The organism is Hydrogenophaga intermedia (genome assembly GCF_000723405.1).
Lineage (GTDB): Bacteria > Pseudomonadota > Gammaproteobacteria > Burkholderiales > Burkholderiaceae_C > Hydrogenophaga > Hydrogenophaga intermedia.
This window is the reverse complement of record NZ_CCAE010000022.1, coordinates 1-14,506: the sequence shown is the minus strand read 5'-3', so window position 1 is coordinate 14,506 and position 14,506 is coordinate 1. Positions and strand designations below refer to the sequence as shown.

General features: G+C 68.2%; 15 protein-coding genes. 6 read left to right on the top strand and 9 right to left on the bottom strand.

The genetic code is table 11. The annotated features are described in order from the left end of the window. The first annotated feature begins 93 nt into the window (after positions 1-93). Positions 94-738, top strand: a complete 645-nt coding sequence (locus tag BN948_RS13745) for an NAD(P)-dependent oxidoreductase (RefSeq protein ID WP_009515121.1) — start codon at positions 94-96, stop codon at positions 736-738. Here the strand turns inward: BN948_RS13745 and BN948_RS13740 are convergent. Next, the gene (locus tag BN948_RS13740; protein ID WP_009515122.1) at positions 735-2,822 is read right to left on the bottom strand and encodes an acetoacetate--CoA ligase; all 2,088 of its coding nucleotides are present in this window, start codon (positions 2,820-2,822) and stop codon (positions 735-737) included. The two genes, BN948_RS13745 and BN948_RS13740, sit on opposite strands and share 4 nt — an antisense overlap. A gap of 106 nt (positions 2,823-2,928) precedes the next feature. Here BN948_RS13740 and BN948_RS26675 point away from each other — a divergent pair, with 106 nt between their 5' ends. The 3 genes from BN948_RS26675 (at position 2,929) to BN948_RS13725 (ending at position 5,512) form a co-directional block, all read left to right on the top strand. After that, positions 2,929-3,633, top strand: coding sequence for a TetR/AcrR family transcriptional regulator (locus BN948_RS26675; protein WP_009515123.1), 705 nt, complete (start codon positions 2,929-2,931; stop codon positions 3,631-3,633). Between the two features lie 92 nt (positions 3,634-3,725). Continuing rightward, on the top strand, positions 3,726-5,084 hold the full coding sequence (locus BN948_RS13730; protein WP_009515124.1) for a solute carrier family 23 protein: 1,359 nt from the start codon (positions 3,726-3,728) through the stop codon (positions 5,082-5,084). A gap of 2 nt (positions 5,085-5,086) precedes the next feature. After that, positions 5,087-5,512 (top strand): hotdog fold thioesterase, encoded by a 426-nt coding sequence (locus BN948_RS13725; protein ID WP_009515125.1) that lies wholly within the window; start codon positions 5,087-5,089, stop codon positions 5,510-5,512. A gap of 1 nt (position 5,513) precedes the next feature. Here BN948_RS13725 and BN948_RS13720 read toward each other — a convergent pair whose 3' ends face one another. Together BN948_RS13720 and BN948_RS13715 are read right to left on the bottom strand one after the other, a co-directional pair. Beyond that, complete coding sequence (locus tag BN948_RS13720; RefSeq protein WP_009515126.1) at positions 5,514-5,849, bottom strand: hypothetical protein; 336 nt, start codon at positions 5,847-5,849, stop codon at positions 5,514-5,516. Beyond that, positions 5,846-6,412 (bottom strand): cob(I)yrinic acid a,c-diamide adenosyltransferase, encoded by a 567-nt coding sequence (locus tag BN948_RS13715; protein ID WP_009515127.1) that lies wholly within the window; start codon positions 6,410-6,412, stop codon positions 5,846-5,848. Before BN948_RS13715 ends, BN948_RS13720 begins: the two co-directional genes overlap by 4 nt. Before the next feature lie 184 nt (positions 6,413-6,596). Here BN948_RS13715 and BN948_RS13710 point away from each other — a divergent pair, with 184 nt between their 5' ends. Beyond that, positions 6,597-6,809, top strand: a complete 213-nt coding sequence (locus BN948_RS13710; protein WP_009515128.1) for a hypothetical protein — start codon at positions 6,597-6,599, stop codon at positions 6,807-6,809. A 52-nt stretch (positions 6,810-6,861) separates the two neighbouring features. Next, complete coding sequence (locus tag BN948_RS13705) at positions 6,862-8,313, top strand: FAD-binding oxidoreductase (protein ID WP_009515129.1); 1,452 nt, start codon at positions 6,862-6,864, stop codon at positions 8,311-8,313. Between the two features lie 76 nt (positions 8,314-8,389). Here the strand turns inward: BN948_RS13705 and BN948_RS13700 are convergent, their stop codons facing one another. The 6 genes from BN948_RS13700 to mnmG form a co-directional block, all read right to left on the bottom strand. Continuing rightward, entirely contained in the window at positions 8,390-9,310 is a 921-nt protein-coding gene (locus tag BN948_RS13700; protein ID WP_009515130.1) for a ParB/RepB/Spo0J family partition protein, read from the bottom strand. Further along, entirely contained in the window at positions 9,310-9,864 is a 555-nt protein-coding gene (locus BN948_RS13695) for an RBBP9/YdeN family alpha/beta hydrolase (RefSeq protein ID WP_035622158.1), read from the bottom strand. The genes BN948_RS13700 and BN948_RS13695 overlap by 1 nt, the downstream gene beginning before the upstream one ends. A gap of 13 nt (positions 9,865-9,877) precedes the next feature. Beyond that, positions 9,878-10,648, bottom strand: a complete 771-nt coding sequence (locus BN948_RS13690; RefSeq protein ID WP_009515132.1) for a ParA family protein — start codon at positions 10,646-10,648, stop codon at positions 9,878-9,880. Positions 10,649-10,657: 9 nt separating this feature from the next. Next, positions 10,658-11,272 (bottom strand): LysE family translocator, encoded by a 615-nt coding sequence (locus BN948_RS13685; protein WP_009515133.1) that lies wholly within the window; start codon positions 11,270-11,272, stop codon positions 10,658-10,660. A gap of 455 nt (positions 11,273-11,727) precedes the next feature. Continuing rightward, on the bottom strand, positions 11,728-12,390 hold the full coding sequence (gene rsmG, locus BN948_RS13680) for a 16S rRNA (guanine(527)-N(7))-methyltransferase RsmG (protein WP_009515134.1): 663 nt from the start codon (positions 12,388-12,390) through the stop codon (positions 11,728-11,730). Then, on the bottom strand, positions 12,387-14,333 hold the full coding sequence (gene mnmG, locus BN948_RS13675) for a tRNA uridine-5-carboxymethylaminomethyl(34) synthesis enzyme MnmG (RefSeq protein ID WP_009515135.1): 1,947 nt from the start codon (positions 14,331-14,333) through the stop codon (positions 12,387-12,389). The genes rsmG and mnmG overlap by 4 nt, the downstream gene beginning before the upstream one ends. Between the last annotated feature and the right edge of the window lie 173 nt (positions 14,334-14,506).

The following is a 14,506-nucleotide window of genomic DNA, read 5'->3' as shown; positions in this document are numbered from 1 at the left end:
TTGGCTACAAGATGAATGCCAATTCTGCCGTCTGGTGGCTTGATCGTGTAGCGGGGACACTCAATCTCATTCCCAACCCTTCAGGAGCACCCCATGAAGATCGCCCTCATCGGCGCCACCGGATTCGTCGGCAACGCCGTGTTGAATGAACTGCTCTCGCGCGGCCACGCCGTGACCGCGCTGGCCCGCCACCCCGAGAAGATCGCCGCGCGCGCCGGCTTGCAAGTGGTGCGCGCCGACGTGCTGGACCCGGCCCAGGTGGCCACCGCCCTGAAAGGCCAGGACGCCCTCGTCAGCGCCTACAACCCGGGCTGGAGCGAGCCGCGCATTTACGAGGTGTTCGGGCAGGGCTACGACGCCATCCTGGCCGGCGCGAAGCAGGCCGGCGTGAAACGCGTGCTGGCCGTGGGCGGCGCGGGCAGCCTGGAGGTGGCGCCCGGCCTGCAACTGGTGGACACGCCCGAGTTCCCGGCCGAGTGGAAACAGGGCGCGCTCGCGGCACGCGACCTGCTGACGCGCCTGCGTGGCGAGAGCGCGCTGGACTGGAGCCTCGTCTCGCCCCCGATCGCGCTGGCGCCGGGCGAACGCACGGGCCGCTACCGCGTGGGCGGTGACCAGTTGTTGCCTGGCCAGGGCGATCAGCCCTCAGGCATTTCGGTCGCCGACCTGGCGGTGGCGATCGTCGACGAGATCGAGAAGCCGCAACACGTGCGGCAGCGCTTCACCGTCGCGAGCTAAGCCCCCGCGCGCTCGCGCGCCAGCTTCACATACCAGTCCAGGCAGCCCGGGTTGGCCATCGCCTCGCGGTTGATGACCTTCTCGATCGGCTGGCCCAGGAGCAGCTTCTTGATCGGCAGCTCCTGCTTCTTGCCGGACAGCGTGCGAGGGATCTCGCTCACCTGGTAGATCGTGTCGGGCACGAAGCGCGGCGACAGCGTCTGGCGGATGGCGCCGCGCAGGCGCTCGCTCAAGGCTTCGTCCAGCGTGTGACCCTCGCGCAGCACCACGAACAGCGGCATCCAGCTCTCGCGGCCCAGGTACTCCAGGTCGACCACCATGGAATCGAGCACCTCGGGCAAGGCCTCCACGGCGCTGTAGATCTCGCTGGTGCCCATGCGCAGGCCGTGGCGGTTGATGGTGGCGTCCGAGCGGCCGTAGATGATGCAGGAGCCGTCGGGCAGCACGCGCAGCCAGTCACCATGGCGCCAGACGGCGCCGGCCTCGGGGCCGAGGTCGCCGCCACCGGGTCGGCGCCCGTGGCCGGGCGGGTAGGCGTCAAAGTAGCTGCCGATCAGGCGCTGGTTGTCCTTGTCGCCCACGAAGTGCAGCGGCATGGACGGGATGGGCTGCGTGCACACCAGCTCACCCACCTCGTCGATCACAGGCTCGCCACGCTCGTTCCAGGACTCCACAGCGCAGCCCAACAAACGGCACTGCATGCGCCCCGGCGCCTGCGGCAACTCGCGATTGCCGCCGATGAAGGCGCCCGCGAAGTCCGTGCCGCCGCTGATGTTGCACCACCAGATGTCCTGCTGCGCTTCGCTCGCCGCGATGGCGGCGAACTGCGCCGTGCCCCAGCGCTGCGCGTCTTCCGACAGCGGCGAGCCCGTGGTACCCAAGGCCCGCACACGCGACAGATCGCCGCACTGCGACAGGTTCACCCCCGCTTTCAAGCAGTTGGCGAAGAACGCCGCGCCCGCCCCAAAGAAGGTGACGCCGGTCTCGGCCGCGAAGCGCCACAGCGTGGTCCAGTCGGGCGCGTCCTTCGAGCCGCCGGGGTTGCCGTCGTAGATGACGCAAGTGGTGCCGTTGAGCAAGCCGCTGATCTGCGCGTTCCACATCACCCAGCCGGTGGAGCTGTACCAGTGATAGCGCTCGCCCCAACTGTTGGGCTCATAGCTGCAGCCGATATCGTTGTGCAGGCTCTTGAGCGCCAAGCCGACCAGCACCGTGCCGCCGTGGCCATGCACGATGGGCTTGGGCAGGCCGGTGGTGCCGCTGGAATAGACGATCCACAGCGGGTGGTCGAAGGGCAGCTCCACAGGTTCGAAGGCGGCAGTCTCGGCGTCGTCGCGCGCCGCCACCGCCTCGAAGTGCACGCACGGCGCCGCGCGCGACAACACGCCGGCCTTGGCGTCGGCGGTCTCGGCCAGATTGGTGTGCATCACCACGTGGCGCACCGTGGGCAGGGCGGCGCGCAGCTCGGCCACCACGCCCAGGCGGTCGATGTCGCGCCGGCCATAGGTCACGCCATCGCAGGCGATGAGGGCCACGGGCTCGATCTGGCGGAAACGGTCCAGCACGGCGTTGGTGCCCATGTCGGGCGCGCACACGCTCCACACCCCGCCGATGCTCACCACCGCGAGGAAGGCGATCGCCGTCTCCGGGATGTTGGGCAGGTAGGCCGCCACGCGGTCACCCGGACGCACGCCCTGGGCCTTCAGGTGCAAGGCCAGCGCGGCCACCCGGCTGCGCAGCTCGGGCCAGCTCAGCTCGGTGTGGCGGCCCTTCTCGTTGCGCGCGATCAGCGCGGGCATGCCGGCCGCGTGCGCGGGCGCCACATGACGGAACACCTGGCTCACGTAGTTGGCGTGACCGCCCACGAACCACTGGGTACCGGGCATGGTGTTGTGCAACAGAACGTTCTCGTTCTTGCTCTCAAAATGCAATCCAAAGTATTCTTCAACGGACTTCCAGAACCCCGAGAGATCGGTGACGGACCACTGCCACAGGTCGTGGTATCCGTCGAAGCGCAGGCCATGGTGCTGCGCGAGCCAATCGGTGTAGCGGCGGATCTGGGGCACGTAGGGAGGCGTTGGCATGGGGTTCCTGCTTGGGTTGCGGGCCGCAGCGTAGCGTCGTCCTGCGGGAATGTCAGTCCCCGCGGCGCACGTGCGCGACGCACTCCCCCTTCGATCTCCGGTCCCCATGCCATCGCCCCGCCCTCCCCAGCTGCCCCCGCGCAGCGACCGCCAGCAGGCCATCCTGCGGGCCGCCGAGCAACTCTTCGCCCAACGCGGCTTCAGCGTGGTGACGATCCGCCAGATCGCCGAAGCGGCCGATGTGCCGCTGGCCCTGGTGGGCTACTACTTCCACAACAAGGAAGGCCTGTTCCGCGCCATCTTCGCGCACCACGGCCACCGTCACCACGAGGCCATGCGCGCGCTGGAAGAGGCCCGTCGCCATGCCGGCGAACCCGATGGCCTGCACCGCGTGGTCGAGGCCTTCGTGCAGCCACTGCTGCGCTGGCGCAGCGACAACGCCAGCGCGCACTACGCCCGGTTGCTGGCCCGTGAGCTCGCCCAAGCCACGCCCGAAGCCGAACCCGCGCTGCAGCAACACGTCGACCCCCTGCTGCAGCGCTTCCTCGATGCCCTGCAGGCGGCGCTGCCCAAGGCCTCGCGCGCCGAGCTGGCCGACGCGCTGCGCTTCGCGCTGGGCGCGGTGCAGGCGCACCTGGGCGAGCACCGGCTCGACAGGGTGCTGCCGGGCCAATGCGTCGAACCGGTCACTGCGCAGCGCCTGAGCGGCTTCATCGCCGGCGGCATCCGCGCGGTGCTGGCGCCCACCGTGTCATCGGCCCTGGCCCCTGCCCTGACGCCGCCCCGCGCGCGGCTGCACGAGAGGACCTGAGCCCGCGCCGCCGACGCGCCGACGCGACGCGTCCCGCGTGGCACTTGCTTGCACAATCGCCTGCCACTTCGGCAGAACAAGGAGCGAGCGAGATGGGCCTCTTCAACTGGACAGAAAAACCGGCGGGCACCCTCACCCAGGGCGGTGTCATCGCCCCCGACGAACGCCTGCCCTGGCCACAGACCACGGTCATGGGCGTGCAACACGTCATCGCCATGTTCGGCGCCACCGTGCTGGCGCCGCTGCTCATGGGCTTCGACCCGAACGTGGCCATCCTCATGAGCGGCATCGGCACGCTCATCTTCTTCTTCATCACCGGCGGCAAGGTGCCCAGCTACCTCGGCTCCAGCTTCGCCTTCATCGGCGTGGTGATCGCAGCCAGCGGCTACGCCGGCAGCGGGCCCAACGCCAACCTGGGTGTGGCACTCGGCGGCATCATCGCCTGCGGCGTGGTCTACACCCTCATCGGCTTCATCGTGCACGCGACCAACGTGCGCCACATCAAGAGCGCGCCCATGAAGGGCATGGAGGTGGAAGAGGTCGAGGAAGGCGTGGCCGTGCACTGGATCGAGCGGCTGATGCCGCCCGTGGTGACCGGCACCGTGGTGGCCGTGATCGGCCTGAACCTGGCGGCCATACCGATCAAGAACATGGCGCCCACGGGCTTTGACGCCTGGATGCAGGCCATCACCTTCGTGAGCGTGGGCCTGGTGGCCGTGTACTCGCGCGGCATGGTGCAGCGCCTGCTGATCCTGGTGGGCCTGATCCTGGCGAGCGTGGTGTACGCCGTGCTCACCAACGGCCTGGGCCTGGGCAAACCGATCGACTTCAGCGGCGTGGCCAACGCCGCCTGGTTCGGCCTGCCGACCTTCGCCGCGCCGGTGTTCAGTGCGCAGGCCATGCTGTTGATCGCGCCGGTGGCGTTGATCCTGGTGGCCGAGAACCTCGGCCACGTGAAGGCCGTGAGCGCCATGACCGGGCGCGACCTCAACCCCTACCTGGGCAAGGCCTTCATCGGCGACGGCGTGGCCACCATCGTGAGCGGCGCCTCGGGTGGCACGGGGGTCACCACCTACGCCGAAAACATCGGCGTGATGGCCGCGACCAAGATCTACTCCACCGCCATGTTCGTGGTGGCCGCGGTCATTGCCATCGTGCTGGGCTTCAGCCCCAAGTTCGGCGCGCTGATCCAGACCATCCCGCTGGCCGTGATGGGTGGCGTGTCCATCGTGGTGTTCGGCCTGATCGCCATCGCCGGCGCCAAGATCTGGGTCGACAACAAGGTGGACTTCTCCGACAACCGCAACCTGCTGGTGGCGGCCATTCCCCTCATCCTGGGCACGGGCGACTACACGCTCAAGTTCGGCCAGTTCGCGCTGGGCGGCATCGGCACCGCCACCTTCGGGGCGATCGTGCTGTACTGGCTGCTGAGCCGCGGCAAGAGGGCTTGAGCATGGCCGCCATCTGGACCCGCCCCATCTCCTGCGAGATCCTGCACCAGCTGCACGAGGGCACCGCTGTGCGGCAACTGGGCATCGAATTCACCGAGGTGGGGGACGACTTCATCGCCGCGCGCGTGCCGGTGGACGCGCGCACGAAGCAGCCCTATGGCCTGCTGCACGGCGGCGTGAGTGTGGTGTTGGCGGAAACGCTGGGCTCCTGCGGCGCGGCCTTCACCTGCCCCGACGGCCACCGCGCGGTGGGCCTGGACATCAACGCCAACCACCTCAAAGGCGCCACGCAGGGCTGGGTCACGGGCGTCACGCGGCCGGTGCACATCGGCCGCAGCACGCAGGTGTGGCACATCGACCTGCGCAACGAGGCGGGCGAGCTCACCTGCGTGTCGCGCATCACGATGTCGGTATTGGCCCCGCGCTGACCTATTGCCGGGTGCAGCGGCCCTCGGAGGTGGCTTGGCCTCTGAAGTCGCTGCGCCAGGTCAGTGTTGCGGTGTCCAGCTGGATGCGCTCGTTGTCCAGCGCGGTGAGCAGTACGGTGTCGAACACCGAGAAGCTGTAGACCGGCACGCCGTCGACCTCCACGCCGCGGATGCGGCGCTCGTCGAGCGTGAAGCGCACCTCGCGCACCCAGGTGCTGCGCGCGGGCAGGTAAACGGCCTCGCAGCTCAGCACGACCTGCTCGCCTTTCACCGGCTCGTCGGCCTGCGCGAACACTGCGCTGAAGGCGAGCAGCGCCGCGGCCGTCAGGGCCTTCACTCGGCGGCTCCGCGCTGCAGCCGCTCGCTCTTCCAGTACACGTCGTCGCCGCCGTGCATGCGGTTGAGCACGCGCGCCAGCACGAACATCAGGTCGCTCAGGCGGTTGAGGTACTGGCGCGGCGCCTCGCGTACGCTGTCCGCTTCGCCAAGTGCCACCACCGCGCGCTCGGCGCGGCGCGCCACGGTGCGGCACACGTGCGCCTGGCTGGCCGCGCGGTTGCCGGCGGGCAGGATGAATTCCTGCAGGCGCGGCAGGGCTGCGTTGTGGTGGGCCAGGGCCTCATCGAGGGCGGCCACGGCCTCGGGCTTGAGCAGCTCGTAGCCGGGAATGGACAGCTCGCCGCCCAGGTTGAAAAGCTGGTGCTGCACCTCCACGAGCAGATCGCGCACCTCGGCGGGTAGCTCCTCGCACAGCAGCACGCCGATGTGGGAGTTGAGTTCGTCCACGTCGCCCATGGCGTGCACGCGCAGGTGACTCTTGGACACGCGGGTGTTGTCGCCAAGGCCGGTGGTGCCGGCGTCGCCGGTGCGGGTGGCGATCTGGGTGAGTCGGTTGCCCATGGGCGGTCTGCTTCCTCTTGTTCGATCGGCGCATTGTGCGCCAGCGGTCCCCACGTAAGCATTTGTCAACGGCGTCAAGCGCCCGTCAAGCGCGCAACGGCGCGCAAAAACACTTTGTCCTGTCATATGCAGGCGTTGCAATCGCCCTCGTCGCCCACATCTAGGGGCGAACAACGGAGACCGAATGAAACTACCGCGAAAGACCCTCGCCTTGTCCCAGCGCTTCGAAGCGCGCAGCGTGCAATTGTTTGCCGCCTGGACCCTCGTCATTGCCGGCGCCGCCGCCACCGGCCCCTTCTTGCAGAAGCCCCGCCAGGGTGCCACGCCCAGCAGCCTGTCCATGCCTTCCAGCCAGGGCGCCCTGCCGGGCCCCGCGGCCCGCGGCCCTCGCCGCTGAACACCCCCGGGCGTAAACTGCGCGGTTCAAAACACCGCGCCGGAGACCGCCCATGAACGCCCCCACCGACCTCGCCCACCTGCTGCCCAACGTGGAGCAGCGTGAGGTGCCCGAGGCCTTTCTGGCCGCGCTGCAAGCACGCTTCGGCCAGCAGTGCTCCACCGCGCTGGCGGTGCGCGAACAGCACGGGCGCGACGAATCCGCCTTTGTCTCTGTGCCGCCCCCGGCCGCCGTGGTGTTCGCCCAGAGCACGCGCGACGTGGCCGACGCCGTGGCCCTGTGCGCGCAGCACAAGGTGCCGGTCATCCCCTTCGGCGTGGGTTCCTCGCTCGAAGGCCACCTGCTCGCGGTACAGGGCGGCATCAGCATCGACGTGAGCCGCATGAGCCAGGTGCTGTCCATCAACGCCGAAGACCTGACCGTGACCGTGCAGCCCGGCGTGACGCGCAAGGCCGTGAACGAGGCGGTGAAAAGCGAGGGCCTGTTCTTCCCCATCGACCCCGGTGCCGACGCCTCCATCGGCGGCATGACGGCCACGCGCGCCAGCGGCACCAACGCCGTGCGCTACGGCACCATGCGCGAGAACGTGCTGGCGCTCGAGGTCGTCAACGCCAGGGGCGAGGTGATCCGCACCGGCACGCGCGCCAAGAAATCGTCGGCGGGCTACGACCTCACGCGCCTGATGGTGGGCAGCGAAGGCACGCTGGGCGTGATCACCGAGGTCACGCTCAAGCTCTACCCGCTGCCCGAGGCGATCTCGGCCGCCGTGTGCTCCTTCCCCACCATCGAAGCGGCGGTGCGCACCGTCATCCAGGTCATCCAGCTCGGCGTGCCGATCGCGCGCTGCGAACTCATCGACGCCAACACCGTGCGCATGGTCAACGCGCACAGCAAGCTGGGCCTGCGCGAGGAGCACATGCTGCTGATGGAGTTCCACGGCTCGCCCGCGAGCGTGAAGGAGCAGGCCGAAACGGTGCAGGAGATCGCCAGCGAGTTCGGCGGCAATGCGTTCGAGTGGGCCGTGACGCCCGAGGAGCGCACCCGCCTGTGGACCGCGCGGCACAACGCCTACTTCGCGGCCATCCAGACCAAGCCCGGCTGCCGCGCCGTGAGCACCGACACCTGCGTGCCCATCAGCCGCCTCGCCGACTGCCTGCTCGACTCCGTGGCCGAGGCCGATGCCAGTGGCCTGCCCTACTTCCTCGTCGGCCACGTGGGCGACGGCAACTTCCACTTCGGCTACCTGATCGACCCCGACAACGCCGAGGAGCGCCGCGTGGCCGAGGAGCTCAACGTCAAGCTCGTGACGCGCGCGCTCAAGCTGGAAGGGACCTGCACCGGCGAACACGGCGTGGGCCTGCACAAGATGGGCTTCCTGCTCGACGAGGCGGGCGCTGGCGCGGTGGACATGATGCGCACGCTCAAGCGCGCGCTGGACCCGGACAACATCCTCAACCCCGGCAAGATATTCGACACCCCCGCCGCGCTGCGCGCGACCCCCTGAAACGGGGCGGCGCCTGCGGCCCGGCGAAGCCGGTTCCGCGGCGCCCTGGGTGGGGCGTCCTCTGGCGCAATGCTCTTCAGTGGCCAGCGCGTAGTCGATCGATCAAACCGTTGAGGGCGTCCAGCGAGCCGAACTGGATCGCCAGCTCGCCCATCTCCTCCAGCCGGCCGTGGCGCTTGACGCGCTTCTTCACGCGCACCTCGACCTCGGCGGTCAGCAGATCGGCCAGTTCTTCCTCCACGCGGCGGATGTCGCGCGATTTTTCCTTGCGTGGCTTTTGCGGCGCCAGGGTGAACTCGGCGGCGAGCTTCTTCACCAGGTTCTCGGCCTCGCGCACCGACAGTTTTTTCGTCGCGACCTGGTTGGCAGCGGTGATCTGCGTGGCCCTGTCCAGCGGCAACAGCGCGCGGGCGTGACCCATGTCGATGTCGCCGGCCATGAGCATGGTCTGCACCGGCTCGGCCAGTTGCAGCAGGCGCAGCAGGTTGCTGGCGGCGCTGCGCGAACGCCCCACTGCCTGCGCTGCTTGCTCGTGAGTGAGTCCAAACTCTTTCACCAGGCGTTGCAGGCCGTGGGCCTCTTCCAGCGGGTTCAGGTCTTCGCGCTGAATGTTCTCGATCAGCGCCATGGCAGCGGCCGACTCGTCGGGCACCTCGCGCACCAGCACGGGCACCTCGTTCAGGCCCGCCAGCTTCGAGGCACGAAAGCGCCGCTCGCCCGCGATGATCTCGTGCTTGCCGGCGTCCGGTCCGCTGGTGAGCAGCCGCACGAGGATCGGCTGCATGATGCCCTGGACCTTGATGCTCTCGGCCAGCTCGTAGAGCGCGCCCTCGTCCATGCGGGTGCGCGGCTGGTACTGGCCGGGAACGAGCTGGTCCAGTGGCAGCGTGGAGGGTGCGCCGGCGGGCGCAGCCTCGACGGCGGGCCTGTCCTCGACCTTGGGACCGAGCAATGCTTCGAGGCCGCGGCCGAGGCCCTTGGGTTTCTTCGTGACCATCAGTGTTTGTCTTTCTTGAGTTCGTCCAGCCAGACCTGGCCTTGCGGCCAGTCGCCCAGGCCCGAGTCGGCGTTGATGTGGCCGGCCTGGCCGAGGTCGGTGAACGCTGCACCCCAGTCGTCGGCGAAGCTCCGGGCGCGCTCGAAGCGGCAATACGGGTCGTCGCGGCTGCCGATCAGGTGGGCCGGGAACGGCAGACGCTGGCGCGCGATGGGTGACCAGCTTGGCAGCAATTCGCGCAGGTCCTCGCGCTCCGAATCGCCCGGCGCAACCAGCAGCGCACCGCGCACGCGAGCGGTGTTCTTCGAATGCGAGGCCCAGGCCGCCGTCAGGATGCAGCCCAAGCTGTGCGCCACCAGCACCACGGGGCCGTCGGCGCCCAGCACCACGTCTTGCAGTCGGGCCATCCAGTCGCCGCGCTGCGGATGCATCCAGTCGTGCTGCTCCACCCGGCGATAGCCGAAGCGCGCCTCCCAGCGGCTCTGCCAGTGCTCGGGCCCGCTGCTCTGCCAACCGGGCAGGATCAGGACGTTCTGCGGTTTCACGTGGAACATCGGTCGCCCGCCCTCACATCGCCTTGATGCGCTGGACCATTTCCTCGGCGAAGGCAATGAAGGCCTGGCTGCCACGCGCAGCCGGATCGAACACCACGCCGGGCAGGCCATAGCTGGGCGCCTCGGCCAGGCGCACGTTGCGCGGAATCACCGTGTCGAACACCTTGTCGCCGAAGTGGGCCTTGAGCTGGTCGCTCACCTGTTGCTGCAGGGTGATGCGCGGGTCGAACATGACGCGCAGCAGGCCGATGATCTGCAAGTCCTTGTTGAGGTTGGCGTGCACCTGCTTGATGGTGTTAACCAGGTCGGTCAGTCCTTCGAGTGCGAAGTACTCGCACTGCATGGGCACGATGACGCCGTGCGCCGAGCACAGGCCGTTGAGGGTGAGCATGCTCAGGGACGGTGGGCAGTCGATCAGCACGAAGTCATACTGATCGGCCACCGCGGCCAATGCCTGCTTGAGCCGACGCTCGCGGCGTTCCACCTCCACCAGCTCCACCTCGGCGCCCGCGAGTTCGCGGTTGGCGCCGAGCACGTGGTAGCCGCACTTCTCCGAAAAGATGGCGGCCTCATTCACGGAGGCGGACTCCAGCAGCACGTCGTAGACGGAGAGCTGCATGGCCCGCTTGTCCACGCCCGAGCCCATGGTGGCGTTGCCCTGGGGGTCCAGGTCGACCATCAATACGCGCTGGCCGACCTTGGCCAGGCCCGCCGCCAGGTTCACGGTGGTGGTGGTTTTCCCAACGCCGCCCTTCTGGTTGGCCACACAAAAGATCTTCGCCATGGGGTCTTCTTATTTGGACAGCGCCAGCTTCACGCCGAAGCCGATAAGGAACACGCCCGCCACCTTCTCCAGGGTGCGGCCGATGCGGGGGTTGGCGCGCAGGCGTTCGGCCAGGAAGTGCACGATAAGCGTCATGCCCAGGCCGTAGGCGAAGGTGAGCGCGGCAATGGTGGCGGCCATGGCGCCGAAGGTGGCCAGGCCCTGGTGGCGGGCGGGGTCGACGAAGAGCGGGAAGAAGGCCATGTAGAACACGATGGCCTTGGGATTGAGCAGGGTGATGGCCGCGGCCTGCTGGAAGTACTGGCGGGGGCGGATGTTGAGGACGGGGGCGTCACCGGGCTTGGCGGTGAGCATCTTCCAGCCGAGCCAGGCGAGGTAGGCGGCGCCGATCCATTGGACGGCACTGAACAAGGTGGGCGTGGCGGCGAGCAGTGCGGCCACGCCGGCCACGGCGGCCCACATCAGGACCTGATCCCCGGCAATGACGCCCATGGTGGCGGCCAAGCCGCCGCGCACGCCGCCCTTGCCTGTGGAGGTGATCAGGGCCAGGTTGCCGGGGCCGGGAATGGCCAGGAAAACAACGATGGCGACGACAAAAGCGCCGTAGTCCGCGATGCCGAACATGGTGGAGGCCCCCCGAAAAAGCAGGGGTCGAGTGTACGTGACGGGGTCTTGTCGGCTTTTGGATTTGGGGGTGATTTGGTGGGTCTGTGGTCGTGGCGCTGCTTGCTGTTGAGCCAGATCCGGGCTTCCCGGCCAATGCGGTTGGTGGCCTGAGGCCACTGGGTGCCCTGCTCCGCGAATGTCCTCCGGACGGCTGCGCCGTCCTCCCCCTTTATTTCGCTGCGCAGGGCACCCAGCGTCCTCGGGCAGCGGAGAGACAGGCACACCAATACCTCCTGCGGTGCACCCACCTTGTTGGGGGATCGGGTGGCAAGGCGCTCTGTGTAGCGAAATAAAGGAGGAGGATCGGCGCAGCCGGTCCGGGGGACATTCGCGGAACAGAGCGCCTTGTCGCCCGATCCACGCGAAGCAGTGGCCCGAAACCCCACCCCTGCAAACACGAGGTGAGCGTCAAGTCAGCCCATCCGCTCCCGCATCCACACGATGCATCGGTCCGCGTTCAAGCCCGGCACCGCCACCGGTTCCACGTGAAACACCTCCACCGAGGGCGGCAGGGCCAGCAGCTCTTCCAGGGGGTGCTTGCCCTTCAGGGCCATCCACATGCCCCCGATCTGCAGCGCCGACCGCGACCACTGGACAAAGTCCGACAAGGAAGAAAACGCGCGGGACGTCACCACGTCGTAGCCCTCCTCCCCTCGCCCCCGGCTCAAGGACTCCACCCGTGCGTGCAGCCCGTGCAGGTTGACCAGCCCCAGCTCCGCCGACACCTGCCGCAGAAACGCCGCCTTCTTGGCCACCGTGTCCACGCAAGTCACTTCGATCTGAGGGCAGGCGATGGCGATCACCACCCCCGGCAGGCCGGCGCCCGAGCCCACGTCGAGCAGCCGCACCGGACGGCCATCCGTCTCGCGCAGCAAAGGGCCAACCACCGCCAGGCTGTCCAGCAGGTGGTGGGTCAACATCTCCGTCGGCTCGCGCACGGCCGTGAGGTTGTAGACCTTGTTCCACTTCTCGATGAGCGTCAGATAGGCCAGCAACATATCGACCTGCTCATCGTCGAGCGACAACTCCAGTGCCTGCAGGCCAATCTGCAGTTCCTGCCGCAGCGCTTCCGTCATGGCGTCTCAGCCGTGGCGCGGGCCGAGGCCAAGCCGCCGTAGCCACCCTTCTTCAAGTAAATCAGCAGCAGCGAAATGCTCGCCGGCGTAATGCCCGAGATGCGCGAGGCTTGGCCCAGCGTCTCCGGGCGGTGCTTGGCCAGCTTCTGCCGCGCCTCGAAAGACAGGGACGTCACCTTGAGGTAGTCGATGTCCGCCGGCAGCTTCAGGTGCTCGTAGTGGGCGGCGCGCTCCACCTCGGCCTTCTGCCGGTCGATGTAGCCGCTGTACTTGGCCGCGATCTCCACCTGCTCGATCACCGGCTCGGCCAACTCGCCCAGGGTTTCACGTGAAACCGTGTCGCTGATGAAGGCACCGCCGTTCATGCCAACCAGGGATGTGTAGCCCACACCCGGGCGGCGCAGCAGATCAAAGAGGTTGTGCTCGTGCTCGATGGCCTTGCCGAGCACGCGCTCACCCTCCTCCGCCGACAACAGTTTGGGGTTCACCCAAGTTGATTTGAGGCGCTCGGTTTCACGTGAAACTGCGTCCCGTTTGCGGCTGAAGGCGTCCCACCGCGCATCATCGACGAGGCCAAGCCGGCGGCCATCGTCGGTGAGGCGCATGTCGGCGTTGTCCTCGCGCAGTTGCAGGCGGAACTCGGCGCGGCTGGTGAACATGCGGTAGGGCTCGGTCACGCCCTGGGTGACGAGGTCGTCGACCAGTACGCCGAGGTAGGCTTGGTCGCGCGACGGCAGCCAGGCCGCCTCGCCCCGGCACTGCAGGGCGGCGTTGAGGCCGGCGAACAGCCCCTGGGCCGCGGCCTCTTCGTAGCCAGTGGTGCCGTTGATCTGCCCAGCGAAGAACAGGCCGCCGATCTGCTGGGTTTCGAAGCTGTTCTTGAGTGAGCGCGGATCGAAGTAGTCGTATTCGATGGCGTAGCCAGGTCGCAAGATGTGGGCGTTCTCCAGCCCGGGCATGCTGCGCACCAGGGCGTACTGGATGTCGAAGGGCAGGCTGGTAGAGATGCCGTTGGGGTACACCTCGTGGGTCGTCAGGCCTTCGGGCTCCAGGAAGATCTGGTGGCTGTCCTTGTCGGCAAAGCGGTTGATCTTGTCTTCAACGCTGGGGCAGTAGCGCGGGCCAACGCCCTCGATCTTGCCGGTGAACATCGGGCTGCGGTCGAAGCCGCTGCGAATGATCTCGTGCGTGCGCTCGTTCGTGTGCGTGATCCAGCAGGAGATCTGGCGCGGGTGCATGGCCGTGCTGCCCATGAAGCTGAACACCGGCACCGGGTCCAGGTCGCCCGGCTGCTCGGTGCACTTGGACCAGTCGATGGTGCGGCCGTCCAGGCGCGGTGGGGTGCCGGTTTTCAGGCGGCCCTGCGGCAGCTTCAGTTCTTTCAGCCGCGCCGACAGCGACACCGCCGGCGGATCGCCCGCGCGACCGGCGCTGTAGTTGTTCAGGCCCACGTGGATCTTGCCGTCGAGAAAGGTGCCGGCCGTCAGCACCACCGTGCGCGAGCGGAAGCGAATCCCCACTTGCGTCACGGCTCCCACCACCCGGTCGCCCTCCACCATCAGGTCGTCCACGGCCTGCTGGAACAGCCAGAGGTTCGGCTGGTTCTCCAACCGGCGACGGATGGCGGCCTTGTAGAGCACCCGGTCCGCCTGGGCGCGCGTGGCGCGCACGGCCGGGCCCTTGCTGCTGTTGAGGGTGCGGAACTGGATACCGCCCTCGTCCGTGGCGATGGCCATGGCCCCGCCGAGCGCGTCCACCTCTTTCACCAGGTGGCCTTTGCCAATGCCGCCGATGCTGGGGTTGCAGCTCATCTGGCCCAGCGTCTCGATGTTGTGGGTGAGCAGCAGCGTGGCGCAGCCCATGCGGGCGGCGGCCAGCGCGGCCTCCGTCCCGGCGTGGCCGCCGCCGACGACGATGACGTCGAATTCCTGGGGGTACAGCATCTTGAAGAACTCCAAAGCCCGCGGCGGCACAGGGCCGGCGCGGGCGGAGCAGCGATTGTCCCATCAAGGGACCGCCCCTGGAGCACGCCAGGGCGCCCGCCCACGGCCCCAGGGGCGGATCACGCAGGAATCCGGCGCGGCGGCGGTGCCAGAATCCGCCCCCATGACCGCCC

Bases quoted from the DNA above. Each gene is read 5' to 3' on its own strand.
- BN948_RS13725 (WP_009515125.1), top strand. From the start codon at position 5,087: ATGGCCGCCATCTGGACCCGCCCCATCTCCTGCGAGATCCTGCACCAG.
- BN948_RS13690 (WP_009515132.1), bottom strand. From the start codon at position 10,648: ATGGCGAAGATCTTTTGTGTGGCCAACCAGAAGGGCGGCGTTGGGAAA.
- rsmG (WP_009515134.1), bottom strand. From the start codon at position 12,390: ATGACGGAAGCGCTGCGGCAGGAACTGCAGATTGGCCTGCAGGCACTG.
- BN948_RS13685 (WP_009515133.1), bottom strand. From the start codon at position 11,272: ATGTTCGGCATCGCGGACTACGGCGCTTTTGTCGTCGCCATCGTTGTT.
- BN948_RS13710 (WP_009515128.1), top strand. From the start codon at position 6,597: ATGAAACTACCGCGAAAGACCCTCGCCTTGTCCCAGCGCTTCGAAGCG.
- mnmG (WP_009515135.1), bottom strand. From the start codon at position 14,333: ATGCTGTACCCCCAGGAATTCGACGTCATCGTCGTCGGCGGCGGCCAC.
- BN948_RS13700 (WP_009515130.1), bottom strand. From the start codon at position 9,310: ATGGTCACGAAGAAACCCAAGGGCCTCGGCCGCGGCCTCGAAGCATTG.
- BN948_RS13740 (WP_009515122.1), bottom strand. From the start codon at position 2,822: ATGCCAACGCCTCCCTACGTGCCCCAGATCCGCCGCTACACCGATTGG.
- BN948_RS26675 (WP_009515123.1), top strand. From the start codon at position 2,929: ATGCCATCGCCCCGCCCTCCCCAGCTGCCCCCGCGCAGCGACCGCCAG.
- BN948_RS13695 (WP_035622158.1), bottom strand. From the start codon at position 9,864: ATGTTCCACGTGAAACCGCAGAACGTCCTGATCCTGCCCGGTTGGCAG.
- BN948_RS13715 (WP_009515127.1), bottom strand. From the start codon at position 6,412: ATGGGCAACCGACTCACCCAGATCGCCACCCGCACCGGCGACGCCGGC.
- BN948_RS13730 (WP_009515124.1), top strand. From the start codon at position 3,726: ATGGGCCTCTTCAACTGGACAGAAAAACCGGCGGGCACCCTCACCCAG.
- BN948_RS13745 (WP_009515121.1), top strand. From the start codon at position 94: ATGAAGATCGCCCTCATCGGCGCCACCGGATTCGTCGGCAACGCCGTG.
- BN948_RS13705 (WP_009515129.1), top strand. From the start codon at position 6,862: ATGAACGCCCCCACCGACCTCGCCCACCTGCTGCCCAACGTGGAGCAG.